Here is a 25,550-nt window from a genome sequence, read left to right as displayed (position 1 = left end):
AAGTAGGGATTATGATAGAAGACTATAGGAGTCATGCACATTCGATTAGTTTGTGTAAGTATCATTTCGTATGGTGTCGTCAATCAAAGATTGACTGCTTGCAAATCAGAGATTTGCAATGTCCGAAGTCAAGCAAAGCGAAGCTTTGCGTACCTCGCGGGGCTTCGCTCCGCTTAGTACCGGCACAGGGTGTTGGAATTAGTTCGAGACGAACTTGTGGAATTGTTCCAAGGGACTGCTGAACGGTTTAGTCACGAGATTGTGTCGATAGAGATTGCCACCGACCACGTTCACTTGTTCGTAGAGGCCGACCCCAAATGGAGTCCTGCCGAGATAGCGAAGCAGTTCAAGCGCTACTCGAGACGAACGATTCTCAAGCGTCACCCTGAACTCAAACAGCGGTACTTCTGGGGAAGTGGCCTGTGGAAGGACGGATACTACGCCGGAACAATGGATGCAGTTTCCGAGGATGTGGTTCGTCGGTACATCGAGGAGACGGAACATTAGGCAAGCGTACGCTATTCACCCACGGGTCAGGTGTTGAGCAAATCGAAGATTTGCGAAAGCCGAAAACGGACATTTCGGAAACCCGTGGAACTCTCGCTGTTCCCTTTAGAAGAGAAAAAAGAGGTGCGAGTCCTATAGATCGTTCCGATCGACGAAGCGCACAAACGATACGGCTTCTGAGCGGCTCGCCCGCAAAGAACGATCGTATCAATCCACGCTGAGAGACACGCCACGGCCGGGCGAGAACTGCTTCCGACGCCAGTCACCCTGTTTTGAACACCAGTAACCCGATCGCGTTATTATGTCGTGTCCATCTAGCGCGGACAGCGATCGGACTGGCGCCCACTGGAGACAAAGGGAAGCGCGGTGACCGTTCCCTCGACCGTGGACCCGTTTGATTCAATCGTGACCGTCTCAAGATCTACGTCGTAGGGGACGTAACCGAACGCCAGGTTGGTTTCGACCGTCGGCCCGTATGCCGATCGGGTGATCTCGCCGATCGTCTCGCCGTCGACGATCGCTGCGCCGGCGTCGACCGGTTCCGCACAGCGGAGCCCGATGAGCCGACGGCTCGGCTGGCCGCGGTTTTCGACCTTCGAGACCACCTCCTGGCCGATGAAACAGCCCTTCTCGAAGTCGACGGCGTTCGGAACGCCAGTCGTGTTCGGGAGTCGGTCGCGCAACTCGCTCCGAAAGAGTGGCGTACCTGCCTCGAGCGTCAGCGCGTCCCACGTGTCGTAGCCGAACGGCGCGGCGTTCATCCCGCGAGTCATCAGCGTCTCAAACAGGTCTGGGGCGTCTCCGGCCGCACAGATGACCTCGTAGCCCTCCTCGCCGATTGGGTTGTCGCCCGCAATCACCGTCACGCCGACATCACCCATCGTCCCGCGATCGAACGTAAGCTCGGGTTCGGGCGCGCCGGCGCCGTTGAGCACACTCGCAACTTTTTCGGTCGATTGGGGCCCGTGGACGCCGAAGACCGCAAGCTCCGTAGAGGCGTCTTCGATCGTTACATCTTGGATGAATACTTTCGACCGCCACTCCTCGACGATCGCGTCGGTGGTCTCCGGTGGGGTAAATAACAGCAGTCGCTCGCCGGCGTTGTAGACGTACATATCGGTCTCGATCCGACCGTTCGGGTCCAACACGAACGCGTACACGCCGTGTCCATCTGCGGTCGGGACACGGTTCGAGACGATGTTGTCGACATAGTCGAGGCGGTCGTCCCCGGTAATGCGGACGATTCCGTAGCCGTGTTCGATGACGCCAACGCCATTTCGGACCGCTCGGCCCACTCGTTCGGGGCGGCCGTAGTTCGCGACGACAGACGTGCCGCCGCGATCGGCGAACGTCGCGCCGTATTCCGTGTGAAGCTCACCGACGAGAGTCATACGCTCCAATTAGGTGTCCGCCAGTAAAACAACGCCGTCTTGGGCGGCCACTATTGCTCTGTTCGATCGGTTCGATTAGTTCGATCGACTCCTCACAACCCCAGCCGATCGCGAACGCTCTCGAGGAGCCCCGACTCGTCGGGTTCGGTTTCGATCACATCGGGGACAACCCGCTCGGCAGGGTAGATCTTGAGGCGGCTTCCGTTTTCCTCAACGGTGATCAGCCGATCGTCTTTTAATTCTGAGAGCCCAGACTCGATCCGATCGATGTCGTGGTCGACTGCCGCCCGGAGTTCGAGCACCGTCATGCCCTCTTCGTTCCGATCGACGAGCGCGTCCAGGATCTCGACCTCCACGTCCGATCGGTTGCGGAACTCCCGCTTCGCTCCCATGACTATCTCTATGGACGGGTACCGGTAAACGTGTACCGGCCAGCGTTGGTCTCACTCGCCCTCCTCGGCCAGCACATCCGCTGGTGCGCGTCTGACGGGCGGCAGACACAAGAGGGGGTACTTTTTAGTCGCAGAACTCGGAATGTCGGCTAATGGGACTCAGGTGTCTGCTCGGGCACGACTTCGGCGATCCCGAGCTCAAACGCGAACGGGAGGAACGGGGCGACGAAATGGTTGTCACGGTCCGGGAGGTCACGACCTGCGCACGTTGTGGAACCGAGCGGATCGTCAGTGAGAACAAGGAGGTCACCTCGATCGAACAGCTTTCGCGGGCGGCTGCCGATGAGCAGAACTCTCCCTCCGAGGAGGGGGCTGACCCGGCCGTATCGACAGTCCCCGGAGAGACGTCCGGACCTGGCGCTCGCACTTCTGAAGCGCCCGATCACGACGACTTCCCGGACGATCCAGCGACCGCTGATCTGGATTCCACCGCCACAGAGCAGCCCGAGGTGACTGACGACGCTGAAATTATCACGACAGGACCTCAATCGACAGACGTCGACGAATCATTCAGCAGTGATGATCCGACCCACGCTGTTGAATCGGACGACTCTCACCCAACCGATGAGCGTACTGAACCGACTGCGGAACCCTCCGCGGCCGAGGATGATGGGATCATTCTCTCTGAGACGGATACGGACGCCGGCCAGCCGAGCACCCGTGCTCCCGGCGAGTGGCCCGATCACGACGATGTCGCCACCGACGCTGGCGACAGCGAACCAACCCCGTGGCCCGATCATGACGGTGAGGACGAGGGATTCGACGCGGCAGAGCCAACTGAGGGTGCCCCCGATGATGTAACGTTCAGTGGCGGCTTTTCGCCCGAGCAACCCGCTGGGCCCTCCGACACTTCCGACACTTCCGACGACGTACTCGAGCCAGACGATGGATTTACTCGCGTCGATACAACTGACGTGTCGTTCGAGCGCATGGAAGACGACATTCGAACGGAGTTTTTCTGTCCCGAGTGTGGGCTCACCCGGCAGGCGGGGCGGTCGTCGATGCGTGCCGGCGATATCTGTCCCGAGTGTCGACGAGGGTATATCTCGGAGCGACCGCTCGATGATCCGTCGCTGTGAGGCAATCTGTCGTTGACTCGGTTGGGAACGATCGCACCTCGTTGACTCGGTTGGGAACGATCGCACCTCGCTGACACACACCGTACCGTCGAAACGACGAAACAGGTAAACCATCCGCTTGCTAACGCCTCTTCCATGAAGGAGTACAAAATGCGTCGTGGCGAACATCTGGAAGACCGAATCCCCGATATGAAAGCGACGATCGAAGAGTACTTTGGCCCAGTGACTGGCACCGAAGAACACAACGGTCACGAACTCTATGTCGTCGAGGAGCCGACCAACCCCGTGTTCGATCGGATTCTCGCGGGCGCAGCGTCGTACAGCGGTAAAAAAGACAAACTTGCTGTCCACTTCGAGGAACGACCCGCTGAAGAAGTCATTGCCGAGGGCAACGCCGACGCCGCGGCAGACGCGGTCAGCGACAAGAACGAGTTCCTGTTACAAGCGACCGGACGCGACGCGAAATCTCGCCGTGAATCGCTGAAGCGATCGGTCGAAGACGACGCGCCCGACGTCTGATAGGGATTATCGTAGAACGTCATAATTTGCTGCTGAGGGACCGAGACACAGGGTCGGAGGATCGGTTTCAAAATCTCCGGATGGCTACGATAATCCCTCTGAGCTGACTGCATTCTCAGATCGTGTCGACCGATCGGCGATCGATCTTTCTGTCTGCCCCCTTTCTCGCCCGCAGCGGTTGTTTTGTTCAGAATATGTGCGTCATGTTAGCATGCATACTCTGCAAAATGATAACACGTAGAAATAACACGAATTATTTATTCGCTTCCGAGTAAAAATTCCGCTAGTTTTAACTGTGCTGCCGTCCAATACAGTATTATGGCAATCAATACGATCCTCTTGGCCGTCGGGCCAAGCGATGCAGACAGAATCGAGCGGTTAGCTGAAGAGACGATCGACGTGGCCGGTCCAACCGGCGCAACAGTCGTTCTCGCACACGTGTTCACCCAATCAGAGTACGACGAGGCTGTCGAAAACCTCGATTTCGATCGGACACGCGATGAGGTCAATGTGGACACTGTCGCGAACCGCCACTCGTCGATCAGGGCGCTCGCAAAGGCACTCGATGCGGCTACCATCAACTACGAGATCCGCGGCGCGGTCGGCTCACACGGCGAGCAGATTGTTGACCTCGCCGAAGCCTCCGACGCCGATCGCGTTATTGTCGGCGGGCGACGACGATCGCCAGCAGGCAAGGCTGTCTTCGGGAGCACGGCCCAGGAGATCATGCTCTCGGCTCCGTGTCCGGTAACGTTTGTCCGTTCAGATACAAAGTAACCCGCCGGCATACACGAAGAAAAAACGGCTTAATTAAGTGGAATCGGGTATCTCATTTTGGTAATGGCCTACTACGTTGGCGTCGACCTTGGGGCGACAAACGTCCGATCGGTCGTCGCAGACGAGTCGGCGACGATTCTTGGCAGCGCGTTCGATCGCACTCCACGTGGTCCCACCGGTATCGCCGTCACTGAGGCGGTGCTTCGCATCGTCCGGGCCGCATGTGAGAAGGCAAGCATCGACCCGACCGACGCGGTCGCGTGTGGGATTGGTTCGATCGGGCCGCTGGACCTTGCGGAGGGTGCGGTCGAAAACCCCGCAAACCTGCCGGATACGATCGATCGGATTCCACTTACCGGGCCGATCTCGAAGCTCCTCGATACTGAGGAAGTGTACCTCCACAACGACACCAACGCCGGCGTAATCGGCGAGCGGTTCCACTCAGAACGAAACCCCGCGGATATGGTGTACGTGACAATATCCTCGGGCGTTGGCGCGGGCGTTTGCGTCGACGGGAACGTCCTGGCAGGGTGGGACGGGAATGCGGGCGAGGTCGGGCACCTGACGCTCGATCCGCACGGGTTCATGACGTGTGGCTGTGGTCACGAGGGTCATTGGGAAGCGTACTGCTCGGGCAACAACATCCCGCGGTACGCCGAACGACTCCACGCGGAGGATCCGATCGACACGGCACTCCCACTGGAAGATCCCGACTTCTCTGCAGTCGATGTGTTCGAACACGCCGGCTCCGACGACTTTGCGACACACGTGGTCGATCAACTCGGCCACTGGAACGCGATGGGGATCGCCAACATCATCCACGCGTACGCCCCACTCATCGTCAAAGTCGGCGGTGCGGTCGCATTGAACAATCCCGAACAGATCCTTGAGCCGATCCGCGAGAAACTCGAGGAGATGGTGTTCATTAACATCCCACAACTCGAACTCACGTCGCTCGGCGACGACGTGGTCGTCAAAGGCGCGGTCGCGAGCGCCATGACCGGCGGAACCGGCGATCGCTCGCGGCTCTGAGTGTCTGTCCCGACCAACAGTAACCGCTCGCAGCGATCGACCCCGAATTATCGTGTTATACTTTCTCACGGCTCACAGCAGATGGAGAAAACCACAACTTACCCATAGCTGCGCCGCCAAGGGGTGGTAATGACTGACGAGAGCCTCAAATCGCGGATCGAGACGTGGATGGTCAAACAGATGCCGATTATTCAGATGCACGGGGGCACAAGCGTTGTCCGTGAGGCAAATCCAGAGACTGGACAGGTCGTGGTCGAACTCGGCGGGACCTGCTCGGGCTGTGGGATCTCGAATATTACCGCTGAGAACATTCAACGCGACATGTATTTTGAGTTTGAAGAGATAACAGACGTTCAGGTCAAGGTTCCTTCGACGGGCGACATGGGTGCAGACACTGTCGAAGGCGGCCGCGGTGGCGATCTACAGTACTCGACAGAGTCTGCCGACCACTTCTGAGATTTTTACGACTTCAGCGCCCGATCGATCGACGCCGCAACCGATCGGGCCTTTTCGGCGATCTCTTCGGTCAGTTCCCCCGCTTGCACTGCTTCGTCGAGTTCGTCGTCGTCGACTCGCTTTACGCGCCCGTCGGCGTGTTTGATGACGTCGACGTGAAGATCGATATACCGGACTGCGTCCGGGAAACACTCCACAGGCGTACAGACGTTCACATACGTCCCCTTCAGGTCGCCGTCGGCGCTTCGATACACAGTCGGATACCACCATCGCCCCTCACGAACGGTTGTCGTTGCGATGTCGCCTGCGACCCGATCGACCCCCAGCGCGTCGTACGTTCCGCCGCCGGTCATCTCCCGCTCGATCGTGAGCGTCCCATCTGCGGTCCGTTCGGTCACTGTTCCCGTTCCGAGCGCAAACGCGCGTCCGTCGGGTTTGCCGTGTTCGATCGCGACGCGATCGCCTGTCGCCGGGCCGAACTGATCGGTCACGACCTCGAATGGAAATTCCGCCTCGCTGTCGAGATCACACAGCGCCTCGACGAAGTCTACCCCGGCGCTCGCACGATCGGTCCCGGCTTTGATCCGGTGGTGGCCGGTCATGGTGGTCGTGACCGATTGCCGAATCTCGTCCAGCTCGAATCGCGACTCTCGGCCGAACCACGCCCACCGCGCCTCGCGATCGCTCACGAGAACCATGGGCTCATCTCCCGCCGCGTCCGTGCCGCCCTCGATCGCTCCGGGGAGCGCTTCTGCAATCGTTTCGGCTCGATCGGTCGCCACAGCCAGCGACGCTGACAGCTCGTCCATCACGGCCTTCGTCGCCGCGTGCGACCAGTGCAGTCCCCATCCATCCGGTGGAGTCGTCCCGAGTAACTCCGTCATCCCGACCAGTTCCCGGCCGGCGGCCTCATCGTGCGTGTCGACCGTGACGCCGTCACTGCCGGGGATGACCCTCGCAAGCCCCGCGTCGACCGCGATCGATCCACGCAGACGCGGGCGACTGTCTCCCCACGGCGGAGCCCCCGATTCGACCTGCACGCGAACCACGTCGCCCGTGTCGATCCGATCGTCGACCGCGCTGAAGGGCAGATAGCCGGTCCCGTCCCCGGGGCCGTCGATCGATTCGAGCCCGAGATCGACAATCGCCCCACCACCTACCGTCCGTTCGACCCGTCCGTCGGCGATCGTCCCCGGCGCAAGCGCGTCCCGCCAGACGAACGTGTCGATTCCGACCGACCCGATCGCGTCGCAGACGTCCGCGACGGCATCGGGATGGCCGGTGATCGAGACCCCCTGGCGATCTGTGGTTGTCTCGACTACCGCGTCCGCTGCAGTTGTCGGGAACGAGGTCTCGAAGCGCCGCTCGATCGGCTCGGACGCCTGGACAACTGTCAGCGCTTCGTCGAGCAGGAGTCGGGTAAGCGCGGTCGTGTAGATGCCCCGAACCCGAACAGCAGTTTCCGACATACTCACAGCTCGTCTCGATCGTGTGCGAACCGGACGCGGCCGTCGACGGTCGGTCCGAGCGTCAGTTCGATCACCTCATCGTTCAGTATGCGACCGCCCTCGATCGGCACGCCCCAGGTGTCGAACCGAAGGTACCCGCGCAGCGCTGCCCCGTGGGTGTACAGGTCCACGTGGTCGACGGTGTGTTCGTGGATCGAAGCTGTGCTGTGAGCCAGTTCCATATCGGAGTAGACGGTTCCGCCGCCATCAAAAAAGGCTGCGATCCGATCGGCGTCGGCCCGGACCGCCTCCGTGACGCGATCGGACGCCTCCCGGATTTCCTCGCGGTCCAGTCCGACAGCTTCGAGCGCTGCCTGTGTCCGCCTGTCGAAGTGCATACGCTCTGTTCGCCGTCGATCCTTTTGAATCTCGCCGATCTACGGCCGGTCTGGCGTCTCCTCTAAGCGCGATCGCCGGCGGTCATGGACTCGACTCCGTCGATCTCAATCGTCTGCAGCCGCTGGAGGCTGTGGTCTGTTGATCGACTCGATCGGTTCCGGTTCCTCGTCGATCGCCGTCCACGCGAGCTCTTTTTCATACTGCAGCGCCCGGCCGTCCTGTTGGGGGTCAATGACCGTCAGCGAGAGCCAGCCGTTGTCGAGTAGTTCGGCGACTTCGGGGTGGTCGGCCAGAATGTCGGTGACGCGATCGACCGGCGCGTGGACGATCGTCGAGAGCCGCAGCGGCTGGTGATACGGCTCATTGTCGGCCGCCATCGTCGACTGCAGCGGGAGCCCGGTCATCAGGTCGCCGCCGTTGCCCTGATACACCCCGATGTTTCCGACCGGGTTGTGTGTCACCTTCGATCCGCTGCCGTAGGCCGCGTTGTCCACCGTGGAAAAGTAGTACTGGGTGTTGATCCACTGGGTGACGACCATCGGCCCGGCCAAAATCGCCTCGAGTGCCGAGCCGTCCGAATCAGTCCGCCAGTCGTACGAGTGCAGGAATGCCCGTCCGTCGAGATCGAGTCCCGCAGTGAGCGCCCGTGGGCCGATGACAAAGCCCGCGTTGCCCGCGAGGCCCCACTCGGGACGCGTCTCGGCCCAGTCAGCCGCGCGGCGTTCAGTTTCGCGAACGCCCGTCGAGGGGTCTGCACCCATGTCCCCTGCGCGTTCGCCGGCCGCACGCTCGCGTGCAGTCGAGAGATCGGCCCGGAGTTCGGCGATGTCGTCTGCGTGCGTCTCAGGGACAGAATCCGTGTACAACGTCACCTCATCGGTCGTCGTCGTGTGTTCGCCGGCGACGAAGACGGTGTCGTCTGGGATCTCGATCCCGCGATCGGCGAGTGCCGCCTGTACTGCCTCGTCGTTGCAGATCGCCGCGAGCACCCGAGCGTTCGGCCCGCCGGGGTTGCCCGCACAGGCGCCACAGTCGAGGCTCGATTCGAACGGATTGTTCGCCGTCTCGCTAGCGTGGCCGACGAACGCGACGACCCGGGCAAACTGCTCAATTCCCATGAGTTCGAACGCCGTTGCGGCGTACTCGACCCGCTCGTCGAGTGTGAGCCCGGTCGGCAGCTCATCTGGTGCGTGGTCGTGCTCGTGTTCGATCGACGGCGCACAAAACTCGTGGTCGTCGGGCCCGCGGTTGCCGGCTTTCTGGAGCGCGTTCGCGAACCAACTCGGGGCGATCGTCCGCACGGCCAACGCGGCCGCGTATCCCATTCCAGCGCTCTCGACGAAGCTGAACGCCGTTGCGGCATTGGATTTCAGCGACTTCATCGCGTGCGTCGCCGTCTCGGTGACGGCGTGCCAGCGATCGTAGCGGCTCCGTTCACCCGCTGCAGCCTCGGCTGGCTGATCGGTGATGTGGTGTTGGGCCTCAAGGATCGGCGGACAGGCGTCGACACTCACGTCGGAGTCGTACCCCTCGTAGCGCATCGGAATCCCGAAGAATCCGGCGTAGCCGTGAGTCTCGTACGCGCCGGTGGATTCGATGTGCCGGCGGATGATCTCCGATCGGGTGTCAATGCAGAACACCAACTGCGCGTCCGGCCGCTCGGCCGCCGCAGCGTCCGCTCTCGTCGACCCAGAGTCGTCGGCGATCGCCGTCACGAGCTCCGTCCGATACGTCTCCTCCCACGCGGACAGCCAGACCTCTTCGAGCGGAACATCGTCTCCGTGCGGCTGAGACGTCGTGAACTCCTCCGGCGGGACGATCGGCGCGTCGAATCCGTCAGCAAGCGCCAGCCGAACCGCCAGATAGCCCGCCAGCGTGATCGGGTACGCCGACTGCCACGACCCGTTGTCGGCCGCACGCTGTTTGATAAGCCCCGTCCAGCCCGGCAGCGCCGCGAGGTGGAACTCGAAGACATCCTGCCAGCTCCCGACAGCCCGATCGGTGAGCATCGACCGAATCGCCGCAGTCGGTTCCGAAGGGAGGGCGTCGATCGCCGCTGCGTCGGGAATGTCGCTGTCGTGGGGGGCCATCGCGCAGAACGCGGCGTAAAAGCCTGATTCACGGTCTGGCATCGGCCATTCGGCGCGGCCCTGATCCAGAAACGCCGCGAGCCACTTTGTCACGACCGCGTCCACGCGCTCGGTCGCTGTCGCCTTCTCGGGAGACGGCACCACCGACTCGTTGTCTGCGAGACGATCGAGTGACGCCTCGAGATCCGTCTCGTAGCCGTGTTCGGCCAGCCGTCCGCGGAGGAGATCGGGGTCGATCGCTCCCGACTCCAGGGCCTGCTCAAAGACGGCTGCGGTCGGATACCCTCGGCCGCCAAGAACTGATTCTGCGTCTGCGACCGCCTCGTGGAACGGTCGATCCTCGAAGCCAGCCAGTGGATTGGCCGTCACGAACGAGTGGAGTGGCCAGACGGTTCCGACCGCGTCAGCGGCCGCGGCGATGCTCCGGTCGATCGCGTGCTCACTGCTCATTGTATTCCTCCGTGGTGAATAACAGCGTATTCGATGGTGGCTGCGTCGCGTTCACCAACGCGACGTACAGCCGGCGACTGCGGCGGTAGACCCCGGTCTCGACAGCGATGTATGCGATGAGGAACGCCGCCGCAATCAGGATGTGTACCGCCGTCAACGATGCCGGTTCGCCAACAGCGGGGAGCGCTGCGAGCCGGCTGGAGACGAGTTGATACACCCCGGCGTAGACCGCGATCGCCGGCAGGGCGACGAGCGGCACGGCGCCGTAGCGAACCGACGCGGGAACGCCACTCGAGCGGACGACATCCCGAGAGGCGTGCAGGACGGTCACCACGACGAGCAGCGTCAACACGAGCCCGCTGTCGAGGGACGTCCCTTTGCCGGTCAGCCAGGCGAACAACGCCCCGCCCGCGAGGCCCGTCGCGGCGATCGCGACGAATCCACCCAGTCCGGTCGATTTGGGCGGTTCGGTGGCTGCCGCCTCGGAGGGCCTCGGTGCGGTATGTTCGATCGCACTCCCCGCTGAGAGGAACTGGTAGGCCTTGTAGAAGCCGTGGACAATCAGGTGTGCCACCGCGGCGGCGAAGAAGCCAAGCCCGACCTGCATGAGCATAAAGCCCATCTGCCCGACTGTCGAGCAGCCAAGCGCCCGCTTCGCGTCGGTCGTGACGGTCTTCAGGAGCTTCCCTCCCAGCGCGCTCGCCGCGCCGACGAGCACGATCGCCGCCATGATCGCAGGTTCGGCGGCCACGATCGGCGCGAACCGGACGAGCAAGATGCCGCCAGCGTTGACGAATCCCGCGTGCATGAGCGCCGACGCAGGGGTTGGGGCGGTCATCGACGAGAGCAACCAGGTGTGAAACGGCAGGAGCGCAGACTGGATCGCCGCTGTCACTACCAGTGCGGTGGCGATCGCCACGAGGCCTGGTCGGGGCAGCGACGCGATCGCCGCCTCGACGCCCGAAACCGACGTAATGTCGCCGAACCACCAGAGGCCGGTAACCGCGACAGCCAGCGAGAGGCCGCCAGCCAAAAAGTACCGCCGGGCGAGTGCGGCGGCCGCCTGTGCCTGCGGCCACTTGCTGTTGTGTCCGATCAACGACGCCATCACGAGCCCCATCGCGATCCACGCGGCCACGAACAGCGCCAGGCTGTCGGCGGCGACGAGGACCATCACGACCAGCGTAAACGCGAACACCCGGGCAAAGAACTGCTCGATCGTCTGGCTACCAGCGAGATACCGTTTCGAGTAGCTCGCGACGATCGCAGCGAAGAACCCAACCACCGTCCACATGACGGCGGTGAGCCCGTCCACGACGACGATACCAGGGATTTCCCACGGGCCGCCGCCTCGGATGTGTGCGGCGAGGACCCCGAGGCCCACAATCCACAGGAGCCAACAGAGGGTCGTCACCGCGTTCGGCACGTGTGACGCCGCGGTGGATACGGTCGGAAGCTGTCCAACAGTCGGTTTCGGTTCGTGCTCGGTCATCGATTGGTCCGACGATAGTCGATCGCGCCGGGCGTCCAGCCCACGTACGACCGCGATCGATCGTCTCTACCGATTTTACGAACAGATTCACTATTAAATCTAACTATATTCACAAAACGTTCGAATTAAACCACATTATAGAACATTATGTTCTCAGCGGACACACTGACCATCGTCATAAACCATCAGGCACCAGCCATCGCGACAAACCATCCTATTTGTACCTGTCAGCGCTCAGTTCGCAGGGACGCGGTTGTGTGCAGGGCAACGAGTCGATCGTTTGGAGCCGAGAAATTACCATCTCGTTCGATGGCGCCAAACACACACGTATTTCGGGATCGAGTGCCGATCGACGCCATGGAACTGGATGGAACCGTGCTCCGTGGCCGATCGTTCGAGCCAATCCACGGGCGTGTCGTGATCGAAGACGGACGGATCGAAGCGGTCGAAGAAACCGAGACGGCGTCAACGGATATCATTCTCCCCGCATTCGTCAACGCCCACACGCACCTTGGCGACTCGGTAACGAAAGACGCCGCAGTCGGGCTTGGCCTCGAGGAGGCAGTTGCGCCGCCCGACAGCGTGAAACACCGAGCGCTCGCGGCAGCCGATCGCGACGAACTCGTGACTGCCATGCGACGGACGCTCCGGTACATGCAACAGACGGGAACGATGGGTTGTATCGACTTCCGCGAGTCGGGGCCGCCAGGTGCCCGTGCGCTCCGTGCAGCCGCAGACGGCGTCGATCTCGACGTCTTCATCCTCGGCAGCGGCGACATCACGGTCCTCGATATTGCCGACGGTTACGGTGCCAGCGGCGCGAACGACGACGACTTCGCCACCGAGCGGGACGCTTGCGACGCTGCTGGCGTTCCCTTCGCGATCCACGCGGGCGAGCCCGACCCGACAGACATCTTTCCGGCGCTCGAGTTGGACCCGGACCTCCTCGTCCACATGGTCCACGCAGCTGCCGAACATCTCGAGGTGGTCGCCGATCGATCGATCCCGATCGCGGTTTGCCCGCGCGCGAACGCCACGCTCGGCGTCGGCCGGCCGCCGATTCGAGCGCTGCTCGATCACACGACCGTCGCGCTCGGGACGGACAACGTCATGCTCAACCCGCCGTCAATGTTCCGCGAGATGGCCTTCACCGCCGCCGGGTTCGACGTCACCGACAGAGAGGTGCTTCGGATGGCGACGACGGCCGGCGCGGAGATCGCTGGCTTCGACTGTGGTGTCATCGAACCGGGTCGGCGTGCGGCGCTCACCGTGCTTGATGGCGACTCTGACAACCTCTCGGGCACCGTTAATCCGGTCAGTGCCGTCGTTCGGCGGGCCACAGGAACAGACGTCAAACGGGTGCTGTGCTAGTCGTGGTCTTCGCTGGGACGATCGAACCCATTGAATGGCTGCGTTTCGTGGCTCCGGACGAGCACCTCGTCGGCGACAGTAATCCCCAGTTCCAACAGCGCCTGAGCGATCGGCGTGATGTCACTGTCTGATTCCCCGACTGCGGTCACGAGCAGGTTTTTTTCACCGGTGACCAACTCCTGGACCGAGACGACCCCGTCGATGTCGAGAATATCCGGCACGAGTCCGCCGCGCTCTGGGATCGACGCCGTACAGTACAACAACATTCTGAGCGGATAGCCCGATCGCTGGTAATCGACCATCGCGCTATATCCCTTGATCACACCTGTCGACTCGAGCCGCTGGATCCGTTTTCTAACCGTGCTGTCAGAGGTTCCGGTCCGTTCAGCGATGTCTCCCGAAGAGATGTTTCGTGCGTCCTCCTGTAGGGCGTGAAGGATCGTCTTATCCACCTTGTCGATCTCAGCGTCTGCCATACCGGTAGATGGTAGCTCCGGCCTCAAGGTCGTTTAGGTGTTCACTGGTGACAACTGTTAGGTAATCGCTCGCCGAACGTATCGGTAATGGCTGAGCGACGGGATCCGATCGAATCTGCCAGTGACGGACAGCGAGACCTCTACGATATCGCTACCTGGGAGGAACGAACCTCTCTCGACGGACTCTCGGTGGCACTGTATTGGCTGCTGACCCGCAGTGCCAAGGCGATTGTGCTCGCAATTGCGCTGTTGATTTTGCTATCAATCCTCGGTGCGGTCGGCCTCGGAACCATCTTGAACCCCGCGTTGGGGCTTTTGACCGTCCTGTCGGTCGTCCCAGCGCTTGGGCTCGCCGGATATGTCTACTACTCGGACGTGACCGCACGAGAACCACTTTCGCTTCTCGTTGCGACGTTTCTGCTGTCTATTTTGACGGCGACGTTCGCGGCGATCGTCAACACTGAGCTCCGAGGCTTTTTTGAACCGCTCGGCTTCGTTGGACTAATACTGTTTTTCTTCTTAATCGTCGGCCCCGGCGAGGAGACTGTGAAGTTGCTCGCGGTTCGGCTGTACGCGTACAACGACGCCCGGTTCGACTCCGTCCTCGACGGCGCGGTGTACGGCGCGATCGCCGGTCTTGGATTCGCATTTATTGAGAATCTCTTGTATATTGTCCAGAACCTCCAGGAATCTGGGATGTTGGCAGATCTTTCCCTCGGGATCAGCGCCTTTACTGCTGGCGGGGAGATCGCCGCGATCCGCGCGCTCGCTGGTCCGGGTCACGTCGTCTACTCGGCGTTTGCGGGGTACTATCTCGGGCTCGCAAAGTTCAACCCCGAAAACCGCGGACCAATTATTCTGAAAGGATTGCTCATCGCCGCAGTGATCCACGCGACGTACAACTCGACAGTCGGAATCGGCTCTGCGGTCATCCGCGGTCTAACGGGAATCCCGGAGTTCGCCTCCTTCGTCGCCTACGTCGGGCTATTCATGGGTATCTTCGGGCTGGTGTTGTTTCGAAAATTGTGGCGCTACCAGCAGACCTACCACGAGGTCCACGATGAGATCGACGCCGATCGCTCTCCGGACCTCACCGAGTTCGAGCGGTAGTCGTCGATCGGGCCGGACCACCGCTGGGTGTCACCAATTAGTTCAGTTTTTGTCGCGAGACGCTGATTCCGGTCGGCGTGATAATCAATTGATCGTCGCCTTTCTGGACGATATCGCCGTCGACCTCGTCAGCCACCTGCCGGAGTTCGTCGATGATGTGTTCGACCGTTCGATCGCTTGTACTGTGGCGGGTGATGTCTGCGATGACGAGATCGCCGTCGTACACCGCGTCTTTGATCGCAATTACGTCTTGTTTGTCGCTGATCTCGGCGATCCGAACGCTGAGTCCGGGGCCGGCGCTCGCCGCATCGAAATCATCCATGTCCAGTTCGACGTAGTCCTCTGTCGATCGCTCCCCACCGCCGCCAAGGATCTTGCTCATGATGCCCATACACGCTACAACGAGGCTCGGAGGTTAGTTCTTACGTCAGACGGACATTGTAACCCCCCGACCGTTCACCTCGTGGTGCACTGCGCGCATCCGGACGCTAGGTTCCGGCCGATCGGGCCGCCACACCGGACTTTTTGTCACTGCCCGAGAAATACCGCCCATGACCTTCAGCATCTGCGTTCGAGAACCCTACACGGACGACGACGGCGACTCTCAGCTTCGGTTCGGCGTCGCGGTGACAACTCGGCTTCCCGGCGTTGGAACGCTCTGTCCGTTCGCCTCCGAAGACGGCGCGATCGCCACGCAGAGTCTCGTCAACGTCGAACTCGGTCGAAAAGGCCAACAGTATCTCGCCGATGGGCTTGCGATCGACGACGCCCTCGAGGCGCTGTTGAATGCGGATTCGGGCCGTGAGAACCGCCAACTCCACGGCGTGGACGCCGAGACGACGTTCGCGTTCTCCGGCGATGCGTGCAAAGACTGGTACGGACACACGACCGGTGAGAACTACACTGTCGCCGGGAACCTTCTCACCGGCGAAGCGGTCATCGAACAGACCGCTGCGGCCTACGAATCCACCGCATTTGGCGAGGAACCGCTTGCCTCACGGCTCATCGATGCGCTCGCGACGGGCCACGCCGAGGGCGGCGATAAGCGCGAAGACCTCCCGATTCAGAGCGCTGCGCTGCAGGTCGCCTCGACTGAGGAGTTTGCCTACTCGCGGTTCTACAACGATCTTCGTGTCGACGCGACCGAAACACCGATCGACGACCTGCGGACGACCTACGAGGCCGCGCTGCGCGGCTATGAAACCACCGTCGAAAAGTACGCCGACGCCTACGAGGACGACGACATCGACGCTGCCGAGTAGTCCCCTGCATGCCTGCAGCAGCCACTTCGCGGTTAGATCGAGAGGTCGTATAGTTCGTCGCCCACGTGGTGAATCGACTCGATGACTTTTCCGGAGTCACCGACCATCTCATCGCCGTCAACGAGTGCGCGGCCGATCGCCAACACCTTCCCGTGTGTTTCCTCTGCGATCGCCACGAGGTCGCCCGCCTCGATCGACTCGTCGGCGTCGGTGATGCCCGGTCGCATCACGTCGGCGCCGTTGGAGACAAACGAGATTGCGCCAGCGTCGACGGTGACGATGCCGGATTCGGGTGGGTGTTCGTTCGCGCCGCGGACGGTCAAAAACGGCTCGTCGTCAGTGTAAAACACGAACGGCTCTCCATCCACAAGGACGATGTCGAACGCGGCATCTGCAAGCTCGACGAGCTCGAAGCTATCGCCGTCGATCGAGACGCCGAGTCCTGAGTCGACAGCGTCCTGTAGCTTCGCGATCGCGTCGCTTCGTAGATGGTGGCGGGATTTGACTTCCATATGCGAGTCATCGATCGAGAGCCGAATAAAACGCGCGTTCTTCAGTCGGGTGCGTCCAGCGCACGGATAAACGCTAAGTCGAATGCCCACGAAGTGGGTCGCATGTGGGGCTCCCGCGGAGGCCGGGACAAAAACACCGTCGTCTGTATCGCCTGTGGAGACTCGGTGCCGCGAGCGGATGCACGCGAGTACGACAAGGAGGGAAATCGGTGGGAACGACACGACAAGGCGTTCGAGTACCTCTGTAAGCCGTGTTTCAAGGACATCTCCCACCAGCCGCGAACCGAACTCGAAGCGCTCATTTGTGAGATCGAAGCTGACGGACTCAGCCAAGCGGAGTTTTTGCGCCGGTACGTCGACCGCATGGAAGAGGAGTACGGCCCGATCGAAGAGTCCTAACCCGATGCCAAACTAGTAGTATCCGAGCGCTCGAAGCTGTTCTTTGGTTTCTGTCTGCAGTTCGTCGTCTGGTCTTGGCGATCGAACCTCCTGTGGTTCGAATCTGTTGAACACCTCATCGATCGCCGTGTGAGTGAGCGTTTCCGAATCCCTATCGATCCGATCGACAACGCTTGCGTTTGCACTCGGCGTCAATAGTGTCCCTGCGGCGTCTCCGTGATGGTACCGTTTGCGAACTACGCTGCCAACGGTGTCGTAAACCGCACGGCTCGGTGCAAACAGCGGCTCGGGCGCTTCGCTGGCAGCTTCGAACTGGCGTTTGAGATCTGCAGTCACGGGTAGCTTTGTTGAGACGACTAGGTGTTCGGGGACAAACGACGCCCGGCCACCGTCAATGGCTGCCCGTACCACTGTTGGGAATCGAGTGAGTGCAGCTGGTTTACTGATTCGATCACCACCATTGCCGCCTGGATGCCGTACAATGAGCGGGACGTGTAGCAAGGATTCGTGCATCGGAACGATGTGTGAGACAGCTGGCGGCTCGCCGGGGAGGTAGCCGTCTTCACCAAACCCGTCGCCGTGGTCGCCACAGACAACCAACAGGGTCTCTTCCAACATGCCCTGCTCGCGAAGGTGCTCTGTCACGTAGCCAACGATCGCATCAGCCTGCCTGATTGCTCCATCGTACAACGATTCGAGCCCGTTGAGCTGCCAGTACGGGCGGTCACCACCGTGGAATGTCGGCTCCCACCGGAGGTCGAGCTCTTGTTGGAGTCTTCGGGCACGCTGATCGCCCCAGTGGTCGTATGGCGGTGCGGGCTCGAACGGTCGATGGCCGTCCATGAGATTGAGACACGCTGCCCACGGCTTACCACGATCTTCCGCCCATGAGAGGAACCGATCGGCGTAGTAGTAGCCGTTTGGGCCGTCGTTGATTTTGCCGGTCAGGTAGCGATCATGGGCATTCTCTGGGATCGTCTCGACTGTTTCAAACGCATTTTTGAGTCCGACTTCGTGAGACGCCAGAAACCCGTTCTCGGTGAACAATCCGGTTTTGTAGCCCTCATTTGCCAGCCATTCAAACACCGTATGCCCCGGATTGAGACGGTGATGAACCGTTACCTCGTGGACGTGTGTCTCCAACCCTGTGAACATCGAGACGTGACATGGTAGCGTCCAGTTTGAGGGCGCTCTAGCGTGGTCGTACACCGTCGCTTCGGCCGCTAAGGCTTCGAGTTCGGGAGTTGTCTCTCGTCGATGGCCGTACAGTGAACAGTTTTTTGCCCGGACAGAATCCAAGACAATCAACAGAATGTTCATAATATACTGTTGAAACAGATTAAAACAAAGCTAACTATGAGCGAAAAATACCGACACAGACACGTACATACCGCTATTACTCGTCCGGAGGACTCGATACATATTTATCGGTTTGTCTAGGTGTGTGTCGTGACACTGATCCCAACGTTTTCACCGATCGGTTACGACGGCGCGCACATGCACCCCCCGCTTGAGACCACCGCTGCACACTTCGGTACCATCCCGTCTGTTGCAGTCGTCTTCGGCCTCCTCGCGTTGGTCGGCGCGGCGTTGATCGTCTACGGACTCTCCCATTCGGTGACCGCGATCCGTATCCTTCGTTTGCGGCCGACTGACGGGCTCTCGATCGCCGACGACGAGTCCCGCGTCTGCGTTCAGGGCCCTGTTCGTCCAGTAGACGAGACGCTTCCAGCACCGTTCACCGACGACGAAACGCTGGTCGTCGAGTACGAGGTCGAAGAGCGCCGACAGCAGGGCAAAACCCGATCGTGGGTAACGATCGACGAGGGAGCCGCAGGGGTACCATTCGTCGTCGACGCTGGCAGCGCGGACGTCCGAATCGATCCGACAGCCGCGCGGTACTCGTTGGCCCGCGATTACCGTCTCGTCGTTGACGGCGGAGAGACCCCACCCGACCCGATCCAGCGCTTCATCGAACACACCGACGATGTGGATTCCGAGGAGACGTCGCTGTCGATCGGCCCGATCGAGATCGGAACCGGTCGTCGCCGCCGGTATACCCAGCGACACCTTCTGGCCGGCGACGAGGCCACCGTCGTCGGCGCGACGAGCCCGAATCCAGACGCGGGGATCGGCGAGGCGAAGGCGGCAATTCTCGACGGCTCGCCGTTTGTCGTCTCTGATACATCAGTCCGCCGCACCGCGCTTCGGCTGTTCGGTATGTCGCTCGTGCCGATCGCGATCGGCATGGTTACGATCGCGATCGGGTGGGTCATCGGTGGCCAGTATTGGGTCGCGTTGCTGCCCGTTTGAGCCGTCAAATTGCCAGGGCACTCGCCCCGACACGCCTTTTTACCCGACCCTCGTTGTAAGCGGTATGACTGACGAACAGGCCTACGCCGGCACGGCCGAGGGCCAGGGCCCCGTGAAAATCACCGAGGAGATGGCCGAGCGCCTCGAGGCCAAACGCGAGGAACTCTTCGAGGAGTTCGAGATCCGCGATTCATTCCCCTCCGACGTACTGGTCGAGGCTCGAAAGCGAACCGAGGACGTGACCGCCGAGATCGACGCCGAACTCGACGATCGCGCGGATCTGAGAGACCTCACCACGTGGACGACCGATCCGATTGACGCCCAGGACTTCGACGACGCGATCAGCATCGCCGAACACGAAGAGACCTACACGCTGTGGGTGCACATCGCCGACGTGAGCCACTACGTCCACCCGGACTCAGACATGTGGGCGGAGGCAGTCAAGCGATGTAACACGGTGTACCTACCGTCGTACACGGTGCATATGCTGCCACCGGTGCTCGCCGAGACGGTCTGCTCTCTCGTTCCGAACGAGGATCGACTCGCGCACACCGTCGAGATGGAGATCGACAAAGAGACGCTGTCGTTCGAGGAACTCGACATCTACAAATCAGTCATCCACAGCGACGAGCGGCTCACGTACAGCGAAACCGAAGCCCGGATCGACGCCGAGGGCGAGCCACTTGCCGCCGAGTGTGCGCTCGTCTACGAGTTGGCCGACCAGATGCACGAACAGCGGAAGGCCGACGGCTCGCTAGTATTGAATCCCTCGCGCGATCGCGCGCACACGATCGTCGAGGAGTGCATGCTGAAGGCGAACAAGGCGGTCACCCACGAGCTGATGTGGAACCGCGGCGTCGAGGCGATGTACCGCGTCCACCCCCAGCCGACCCCGGACCAGTGGAACAAAGCGCTCAGAGAGATCCAGGAACTCGATGGCGTCTCGATTCCGGGGGCGTCGTGGGACGATCCACGAAAGGCGGTCAACGCCGCACTCGAAGAGTCACCCGGCCGATCGCTCAGTAAAATCCAACGCGCCGTGCTCAAGGTGATGCCGCGGGCGAAGTACATGAACGACCCCTTCGGCGGCCACCACGCGCTGAACTTCGACATCTACGGGCACTTCACCAGTCCGATCCGGCGGCTCTCGGACCTCGTCAACCACTGGATCGTCCACGAGAACGATGTCCCCGAGAACCTTATCGAACTGGCCGATCGCGCTTCCGACAAACAAAAAGACGGCGAGACCGCTGAACGGCTCTACAAACAATACCTCCAGGAGGTCGGCCTCGATCCATACGCGGTGAACAACCGTGGGATCGAGGTTGTCGACGATCCCGAAGAAGCGACACACGAGGTCTGAGACGCCAGCTTTGCACGACTATGGTCGGTGGCTGCCTGCGACACGCATATGCGTGTGTGTCCCCTACAATACTTGATGCGACGATTGGTCCTCCTAGCGGTTCTCGTGCTGTTCGCAACATCGGCGATCGCGGTCGCGACAGCCGTTCCAGACGCACGGCTCACAGTCACTGAGGCGACACCCACGACCGAGACGGTCGTTACCGGTGAGCCGACAACGATCGACGTGACGGTCGCGCTCGACGGTGCGAGCCAGACCGCCGTGGAACTCGATTCAGTTCGGATTGAAACGACCGACGGCGACGAACTCGCGAGTGCGGATTCGCTTGGTTCGCTCAGTCCAGGCGGCAGCCTCACCGTTCCGGTGACAACCACGTTCGAAGAGTCTGGCGAGCGATCGCTCCGCGTCGTTGCTGAAACCACTGACGAGGACGGTGACACAACGACCGCGACTCGTCCGCTCTCGATTGTCGTCGAACAGGCGCCACCGCTCGTTGACGTTGATCCTGTTGAAACCGTTGCGGGGACCGAAACCACACTCGCACTGAATGTGAGCAATCCGACGAACGAACCGCTCAGAAACGTCGTTCTCTCGGTCTCTGGAGCGAACCTAGAGGCGGTGACCGATCAGCGATCGATCGCCTCGCTTGCCCCTGGCGAAACAGCCGAACGATCGATGACAGTCGTTCCACGCAGTGCCAGCAATGAGACGGCCCAAATTTCGGTTACCTACACCACCTCGAGCGGTGCAACAGCAACCGTCGATCGGCCCGTCGATTATACCGCTGAGCCTCTCGTGGCTGATCTCGGTGTCAGTGCCGCTGTAGCCTCGAGTGACGAAGCCACCTCGAACGACGGGGTGAGCGTATCGCCCGACGGTGGGATCGCCGGCCTGGATGGGCTCCTCGGGGGGCAGGGCGGGAATAACGATGACGATACTGATGAGAGTGAGTCGATGGGAGGCGTCCGTCTGACAGTGACGAACTTCGGAAATGCCCCTGCCGAAGCGGTCGTCGTGACGCCAACTGTTGATGGCGAGGAACTCCCCAGAGTAACTGTTCAGGGTCCGCTCGCCCCCGGTGAGTCGGCGACCACGACGGTTGATCTGAGCCGCGTCCCAGCCGGGACGGTACAGTTCAATACCACATACGAGACGGGCGACCGCTCCCACGAGACGGTACTTCAGTACGACCACCGCCCTGATGCTGGCGACGTGACACTTACTGGCGCAGACATACAGCGATCCGAGGATACACTTACGCTGACTGGCAACCTCGGGAATCCAGCGGGCGGAACCGTCTCCGGCGTTGTCGTCACAATCAACGAGACCGAACACGTCGCACCGACGTACCCACAGCGAGACTACTTTGTCGGGACGCTCGAACCCGGTGAGTTTGCGCCGTTCGATCTCACCGCGACTGTCGACGGTGCCAACGCGACGACTGTGCCGGTTGAGGTGACCTTCCGCGTTGACGGTGAGACCCGAACCGAACAGTTTGCACTTCCATATGATGATGCGCACGCTCGTGGCGGCGCGTCCGACGGAGGTGCCTCTCGTGGAGCGGTCTTTGGATCGAGTATTCCAGTCGCTGGGCTAGCCGTGATTTCGATACTCGGGGCGGTTCTCATCGGAGTCACCGCGATCGTGTACCGCCGCCAATGAACCAAACCAGTCCGCTTGGCTCACCGTCGCCTGCTCCCGAACTGAGACGACAAGCGATCGCACTCGAGTCGGTCGTCAAACGGTACGAAACCGGCGGCGAGACAGTTGAGGCGCTGTCTGGTGTCGATCTAACGGTCCAGACTGGAGAGTTCGTCTCGATCGTCGGACCAAGCGGGAGCGGCAAGAGCACGATGTTGAATCTTCTCGGGCTACTTGACACACCAACACGTGGCACTGTTCGTCTGCGGGGTCGTGACGTGACCGAGCTCTCCGACCGTGAACGAACCCGTGCCAGAAAAGCGTCAATCGGCTTTGTATTTCAGGATTTTCACCTCCTGGAAACGCTCACAGCCATGGAAAATGTTACTATGCCGACGATGTTCGATCGTGATCGCGATGCGACTGATCGAGCGATCGAGCTGCTCTCACGGGTTGGGCTCGCAGATCGAACCGACCACACCCCGAATGAGCTCTCAGGAGGACAAAAACAGCGGGTCGCGATCGCGCGATCGCTCATCAACGAGCCCGAAATTGTCCTCGCGGACGAGCCGACGGGGAACCTCGATCGCGATACAGGTGCCACAATTCTCGAAGAGTTTCGCCATATTTGCGATGGCGGCGTGAGCGTGATCGCCGTCACCCACGACGAGTTGGTGAGCGAATACGCCGATCGGACGATCGAACTCATCGACGGGGTGATCTCTCGTGACAAGTGAACTTCTGCGTACAAGGCTTCGCCGGCAACTCGATCGATCGATTCCGGCGATCAGAATGGCCGTGCGAAACCTGGGGCGCAACCGGATTCGAACTGCTCTGGCTGCCCTTGGTGTGCTCATTGGTGTGTTCGCCATTGCATCGCTCGGAATTTTTGGAAACGTCCTCGCTTTGTCTGCAGATGCAGAACTCGGCGGGATCGGTGATCAAGTAATTGTCACCCCGAACGAAGATACTGGCACGAACAGCCTCACCGTTCGAGATGTCGATGCGATCGCTCGCGCGACAGGGGGGGATGGGAGTGCGGTTGCGCTTCGAACGGACAACGCCCTCATCAGCGCCAGCGGCGGCCAAACGCTTGGACAGGTCTACGGGACTGATACGCCAGGTATACTCTTTACTGCTGCTGCAGGGACAATCCCCGACCGCCATAGACAGGGTGCGATCGTTGGCGCAGCTGTTGCCGATGAGCTCAATCTCGACGTTGGCAGCGCAATTGAGGTTGCCGGCGCACGCTATCGGGTAATCGCGATCCTCGAATCCGAAGAGCAAATCTCGCCGGTCTCGCCGAACAACGCGGTCGTCCTTCCTGAATCTGCGATTGGCGGACGGACGTACGATCAAGTCGTCGTTCAGGCTGATTCCGGAGCCGCAGCGACGGCCATCGCCGATCGAATTCGAACACAGCTCAACGCCCGTGAAGAACGAGTCTCTGTGTTTGAGCTCTCGAGTTTGCTTGCGACGATCGACGAGTTCTTCTCGCTGTTGAACCGGTTCCTCCTCGGCATCGCCGGTATTTCACTTGTCGTCGCCGGTGTGAGTATTTTCAATGTTATGCTGATGAGCACAAACGAGCGAAAACAAGAGATCGGCGTACTCCGGGCTGTCGGGGTTCACAAAGCCGACGTGCTCAGAGTGCTGTTGGCCGAAGCCGCGCTCCTCGGTGTCGTTGGTGGCTTTTTTGGGGCGGTCCTGGCAGGACTGGCAGCGATCGGACTCGTATTCATCTCACCGATCGGCTTCGATGTGGTGTTCGTCGCCTCAAACGGTCTGTACCTGCTTGGTGCGTTCGCGTTCGGTGTTCTCATCTGTCTTATTTCTGGCGCATACCCGGCGTACAAGGCTGCAACGCTTCGACCTGTCGAGGCACTACGTGGCTAGCTGATTCTCAGATTCGATACTGTCTGACAAAAGTTTAATTTCCGTGGTTTGGATAGCTCATACATCATGGGTGTTTTCGTATAATGGTTGCACCGAACCCGGGCTCCTCAAACCACGACGAGCGCTCTCACATCAGACCGGGCCACGCCACCGATCAGTCATCTGTCTGCGTCCCGTCGATCGATGCTGTTACCGACCTACAGCCAGCAGATCCCTCTGTATATCGATCGACTCAAACAGACGTCCGCGCGGACCGTGGATTCGACGACGAGTCTACTGAGGATCCAGAACCGCTGTCGTCGGCTGAATACGTTGCTCGAGTGTACGATCTCGTGTTCACTGATGTGGCGGCAGCCGGTGATCGGATCGGCGATCTGCTCGTGCTGTTGGAAAGTGGATCTCTCGACCGGTCAGTCCACCGTCGGGCCAGCGACACGATCGAGTGGATCGGGATTCGTTGCCCCCGGGAGCTCGTGGTGTGGAGTGAGGGGTTTCGGACCGTCGCTCGGTCGGATGATCCGGAGCTGGCGTTCGTTGGGCTCCGATCGCTCGCACAGATGGCGACAGTAAACGAGCAGGCTGCGACAAAAGGAATTGATCCTGCGCTCTCACGGCTCGATAGCCCGAGTTCCAACCTGCGGGTCAGTGCACTCTCGCTGCTCGCAGAGGTTGGGTCTCGAGACACCGAGCGCGTGAGCCAGGGAGACCGCTCGATCGCTCGTTCGGCCACTGCGAGCGAGCCACGCGTCCGGACGGCGGCAGCGATCGCCGCCGGAAACCTCCTCGGCGAAGATCCCCAACGGTTCCCACGGACCTCAATGCGGCTTTTCGATCTTCTCGAAGACTCCCACGAGGTCGTGAATACCTATGGACACATCGCGTTGGTCCACTTCGCTGTCGAACACCCAGACGTAGTGCCTGAGAAGGCTGCAGCGATCGATTACCTCGAATCGGTTTCTGACGACGAACTTGGTCTCCAGCCGGGATCTGTTGCCGAGGCCGTCGCCGCGGTTGCAAAGACTGGCTTCTGTCGGTGACACAGCTGTCGATCGACAGATGTGCGGGGTATAATCGGACCAGAACATTGGTACCAGTATAGTATAGCCTATTGCATC

Annotated in this window: 24 protein-coding genes and 2 pseudogenes; 16 read left to right on the top strand and 10 right to left on the bottom strand. The window is 60.8% G+C overall.

Going from position 1 to position 25,550, the window contains the following annotated elements:
* The first annotated feature begins 14 nt into the window (after window positions 1–14).
* Window positions 15–507: pseudogene (gene tnpA, locus E5K03_RS16440) on the top strand (IS200/IS605 family transposase).
* A gap of 314 nt (window positions 508–821) precedes the next feature.
* Here tnpA and ygfZ read toward each other — a convergent pair.
* Together ygfZ and E5K03_RS16430 are read right to left on the bottom strand one after the other, a co-directional pair.
* Window positions 822–1,898 carry a CAF17-like 4Fe-4S cluster assembly/insertion protein YgfZ gene (ygfZ, locus tag E5K03_RS16435; protein ID WP_138007881.1) on the bottom strand — a complete coding sequence of 359 codons (1,077 nt, stop codon included), beginning with the start codon at window positions 1,896–1,898 and terminating at the stop codon, window positions 822–824.
* 92 nt (window positions 1,899–1,990) lie between these two features.
* Complete coding sequence (locus E5K03_RS16430; RefSeq protein ID WP_138007880.1) at window positions 1,991–2,290, bottom strand: DUF6432 family protein; 300 nt, start codon at window positions 2,288–2,290, stop codon at window positions 1,991–1,993.
* A gap of 152 nt (window positions 2,291–2,442) precedes the next feature.
* Here E5K03_RS16430 and E5K03_RS16425 point away from each other — a divergent pair, with 152 nt between their 5' ends.
* The 5 genes from E5K03_RS16425 to E5K03_RS16405 all read left to right on the top strand — a co-directional run bounded on the left by E5K03_RS16425 (window position 2,443) and on the right by E5K03_RS16405 (window position 6,213).
* The gene (locus E5K03_RS16425; protein ID WP_138007879.1) at window positions 2,443–3,429 is read left to right on the top strand and encodes a DUF7093 family protein; all 987 of its coding nucleotides are present in this window, start codon (window positions 2,443–2,445) and stop codon (window positions 3,427–3,429) included.
* 135 nt (window positions 3,430–3,564) lie between these two features.
* A complete protein-coding gene (locus E5K03_RS16420) occupies window positions 3,565–3,948 on the top strand; it encodes a DUF5611 family protein (RefSeq protein ID WP_138007878.1) in 384 nt (127 codons plus the stop codon).
* A 318-nt stretch (window positions 3,949–4,266) separates the two neighbouring features.
* On the top strand, window positions 4,267–4,725 hold the full coding sequence (locus E5K03_RS16415) for a universal stress protein (protein WP_138007877.1): 459 nt from the start codon (window positions 4,267–4,269) through the stop codon (window positions 4,723–4,725).
* A 63-nt stretch (window positions 4,726–4,788) separates the two neighbouring features.
* The gene (locus tag E5K03_RS16410; RefSeq protein WP_138007876.1) at window positions 4,789–5,757 is read left to right on the top strand and encodes an ROK family protein; all 969 of its coding nucleotides are present in this window, start codon (window positions 4,789–4,791) and stop codon (window positions 5,755–5,757) included.
* A 129-nt stretch (window positions 5,758–5,886) separates the two neighbouring features.
* Complete coding sequence (locus E5K03_RS16405; RefSeq protein ID WP_138007875.1) at window positions 5,887–6,213, top strand: NifU family protein; 327 nt, start codon at window positions 5,887–5,889, stop codon at window positions 6,211–6,213.
* Window positions 6,214–6,218: 5 nt separating this feature from the next.
* Here the strand turns inward: E5K03_RS16405 and E5K03_RS16400 are convergent, their stop codons facing one another.
* From E5K03_RS16400 to E5K03_RS16385, 4 genes are all read right to left on the bottom strand, one after another.
* Window positions 6,219–7,682, bottom strand: coding sequence for a DUF402 domain-containing protein (locus tag E5K03_RS16400; RefSeq protein ID WP_138007874.1), 1,464 nt, complete (start codon window positions 7,680–7,682; stop codon window positions 6,219–6,221).
* A 2-nt stretch (window positions 7,683–7,684) separates the two neighbouring features.
* A complete protein-coding gene (locus E5K03_RS16395) occupies window positions 7,685–8,059 on the bottom strand; it encodes a DUF7532 family protein (protein ID WP_138007873.1) in 375 nt (124 codons plus the stop codon).
* Window positions 8,060–8,164: 105 nt separating this feature from the next.
* Window positions 8,165–10,600 (bottom strand): DUF2309 domain-containing protein, encoded by a 2,436-nt coding sequence (locus tag E5K03_RS16390; protein WP_138007872.1) that lies wholly within the window; start codon window positions 10,598–10,600, stop codon window positions 8,165–8,167.
* Window positions 10,590–12,092: a proton-conducting transporter transmembrane domain-containing protein gene (locus tag E5K03_RS16385; RefSeq protein ID WP_138007871.1), complete on the bottom strand. Its 1,503-nt coding sequence runs from the start codon at window positions 12,090–12,092 to the stop codon at window positions 10,590–10,592. Before E5K03_RS16385 ends, E5K03_RS16390 begins: the two co-directional genes overlap by 11 nt.
* A gap of 357 nt (window positions 12,093–12,449) precedes the next feature.
* On the opposite strand from E5K03_RS16385, the gene E5K03_RS16380 reads away from it, so the two are divergent.
* Complete coding sequence (locus tag E5K03_RS16380; RefSeq protein WP_138007994.1) at window positions 12,450–13,463, top strand: amidohydrolase family protein; 1,014 nt, start codon at window positions 12,450–12,452, stop codon at window positions 13,461–13,463.
* Here E5K03_RS16380 and E5K03_RS16375 read toward each other — a convergent pair.
* Entirely contained in the window at window positions 13,460–13,939 is a 480-nt protein-coding gene (locus E5K03_RS16375) for an Lrp/AsnC family transcriptional regulator (protein WP_138007870.1), read from the bottom strand. The two genes, E5K03_RS16380 and E5K03_RS16375, sit on opposite strands and share 4 nt — an antisense overlap.
* Window positions 13,940–14,026: 87 nt before the next feature.
* On the opposite strand from E5K03_RS16375, the gene E5K03_RS16370 reads away from it, so the two are divergent.
* A complete protein-coding gene (locus tag E5K03_RS16370) occupies window positions 14,027–15,049 on the top strand; it encodes a PrsW family intramembrane metalloprotease (RefSeq protein ID WP_138007869.1) in 1,023 nt (340 codons plus the stop codon).
* 37 nt (window positions 15,050–15,086) lie between these two features.
* Here E5K03_RS16370 and E5K03_RS16365 read toward each other — a convergent pair whose 3' ends face one another.
* Window positions 15,087–15,440: a cell division protein SepF gene (locus E5K03_RS16365; RefSeq protein ID WP_138007868.1), complete on the bottom strand. Its 354-nt coding sequence runs from the start codon at window positions 15,438–15,440 to the stop codon at window positions 15,087–15,089.
* 160 nt (window positions 15,441–15,600) lie between these two features.
* On the opposite strand from E5K03_RS16365, the gene E5K03_RS16360 reads away from it, so the two are divergent.
* Window positions 15,601–16,311, top strand: coding sequence for a DUF1028 domain-containing protein (locus E5K03_RS16360; RefSeq protein WP_138007867.1), 711 nt, complete (start codon window positions 15,601–15,603; stop codon window positions 16,309–16,311).
* Between the two features lie 32 nt (window positions 16,312–16,343).
* On the opposite strand, the gene E5K03_RS16355 is transcribed toward E5K03_RS16360, so the two are convergent.
* A complete protein-coding gene (locus tag E5K03_RS16355; protein WP_138007866.1) occupies window positions 16,344–16,823 on the bottom strand; it encodes an RNA-binding protein in 480 nt (159 codons plus the stop codon).
* A 102-nt stretch (window positions 16,824–16,925) separates the two neighbouring features.
* Between E5K03_RS16355 and E5K03_RS16350 the strand changes: the two genes are divergently transcribed.
* Window positions 16,926–17,222 (top strand): DUF7562 family protein, encoded by a 297-nt coding sequence (locus E5K03_RS16350; protein ID WP_138007865.1) that lies wholly within the window; start codon window positions 16,926–16,928, stop codon window positions 17,220–17,222.
* A gap of 12 nt (window positions 17,223–17,234) precedes the next feature.
* Here E5K03_RS16350 and E5K03_RS16345 read toward each other — a convergent pair whose 3' ends face one another.
* Window positions 17,235–18,542 (bottom strand): sulfatase, encoded by a 1,308-nt coding sequence (locus E5K03_RS16345; protein ID WP_138007864.1) that lies wholly within the window; start codon window positions 18,540–18,542, stop codon window positions 17,235–17,237.
* Between the two features lie 177 nt (window positions 18,543–18,719).
* On the opposite strand from E5K03_RS16345, the gene E5K03_RS16340 reads away from it, so the two are divergent.
* The 6 genes and pseudogenes from E5K03_RS16340 to E5K03_RS16315 all read left to right on the top strand — a co-directional run bounded on the left by E5K03_RS16340 (window position 18,720) and on the right by E5K03_RS16315 (window position 25,472).
* The gene (locus E5K03_RS16340; RefSeq protein WP_240730061.1) at window positions 18,720–19,535 is read left to right on the top strand and encodes a hypothetical protein; all 816 of its coding nucleotides are present in this window, start codon (window positions 18,720–18,722) and stop codon (window positions 19,533–19,535) included.
* A gap of 64 nt (window positions 19,536–19,599) precedes the next feature.
* Window positions 19,600–20,898 carry a ribonuclease catalytic domain-containing protein gene (locus E5K03_RS16335; RefSeq protein WP_138007863.1) on the top strand — a complete coding sequence of 433 codons (1,299 nt, stop codon included), beginning with the start codon at window positions 19,600–19,602 and terminating at the stop codon, window positions 20,896–20,898.
* 75 nt (window positions 20,899–20,973) lie between these two features.
* A complete protein-coding gene (locus tag E5K03_RS16330; protein WP_138007862.1) occupies window positions 20,974–22,560 on the top strand; it encodes a hypothetical protein in 1,587 nt (528 codons plus the stop codon).
* Window positions 22,557–23,276: an ABC transporter ATP-binding protein gene (locus E5K03_RS16325; RefSeq protein WP_138007861.1), complete on the top strand. Its 720-nt coding sequence runs from the start codon at window positions 22,557–22,559 to the stop codon at window positions 23,274–23,276. Before E5K03_RS16330 ends, E5K03_RS16325 begins: the two co-directional genes overlap by 4 nt.
* A 55-nt stretch (window positions 23,277–23,331) precedes the next feature.
* Window positions 23,332–24,348, top strand: a pseudogene (locus E5K03_RS16320) (ABC transporter permease); the annotation flags it as partial.
* A gap of 170 nt (window positions 24,349–24,518) precedes the next feature.
* The gene (locus E5K03_RS16315) at window positions 24,519–25,472 is read left to right on the top strand and encodes a hypothetical protein (RefSeq protein ID WP_138007860.1); all 954 of its coding nucleotides are present in this window, start codon (window positions 24,519–24,521) and stop codon (window positions 25,470–25,472) included.
* The last annotated feature ends 78 nt before the right edge of the window (window positions 25,473–25,550 follow it).

It is taken from the genome of Halalkalirubrum salinum, from assembly GCF_005543295.1.
Classification (GTDB): domain Archaea; phylum Halobacteriota; class Halobacteria; order Halobacteriales; family Haloferacaceae; genus Halalkalirubrum; species Halalkalirubrum salinum.
Note: the sequence above shows the minus strand (reverse complement) of the source record. Positions and strands in the feature narration are given on the sequence as shown.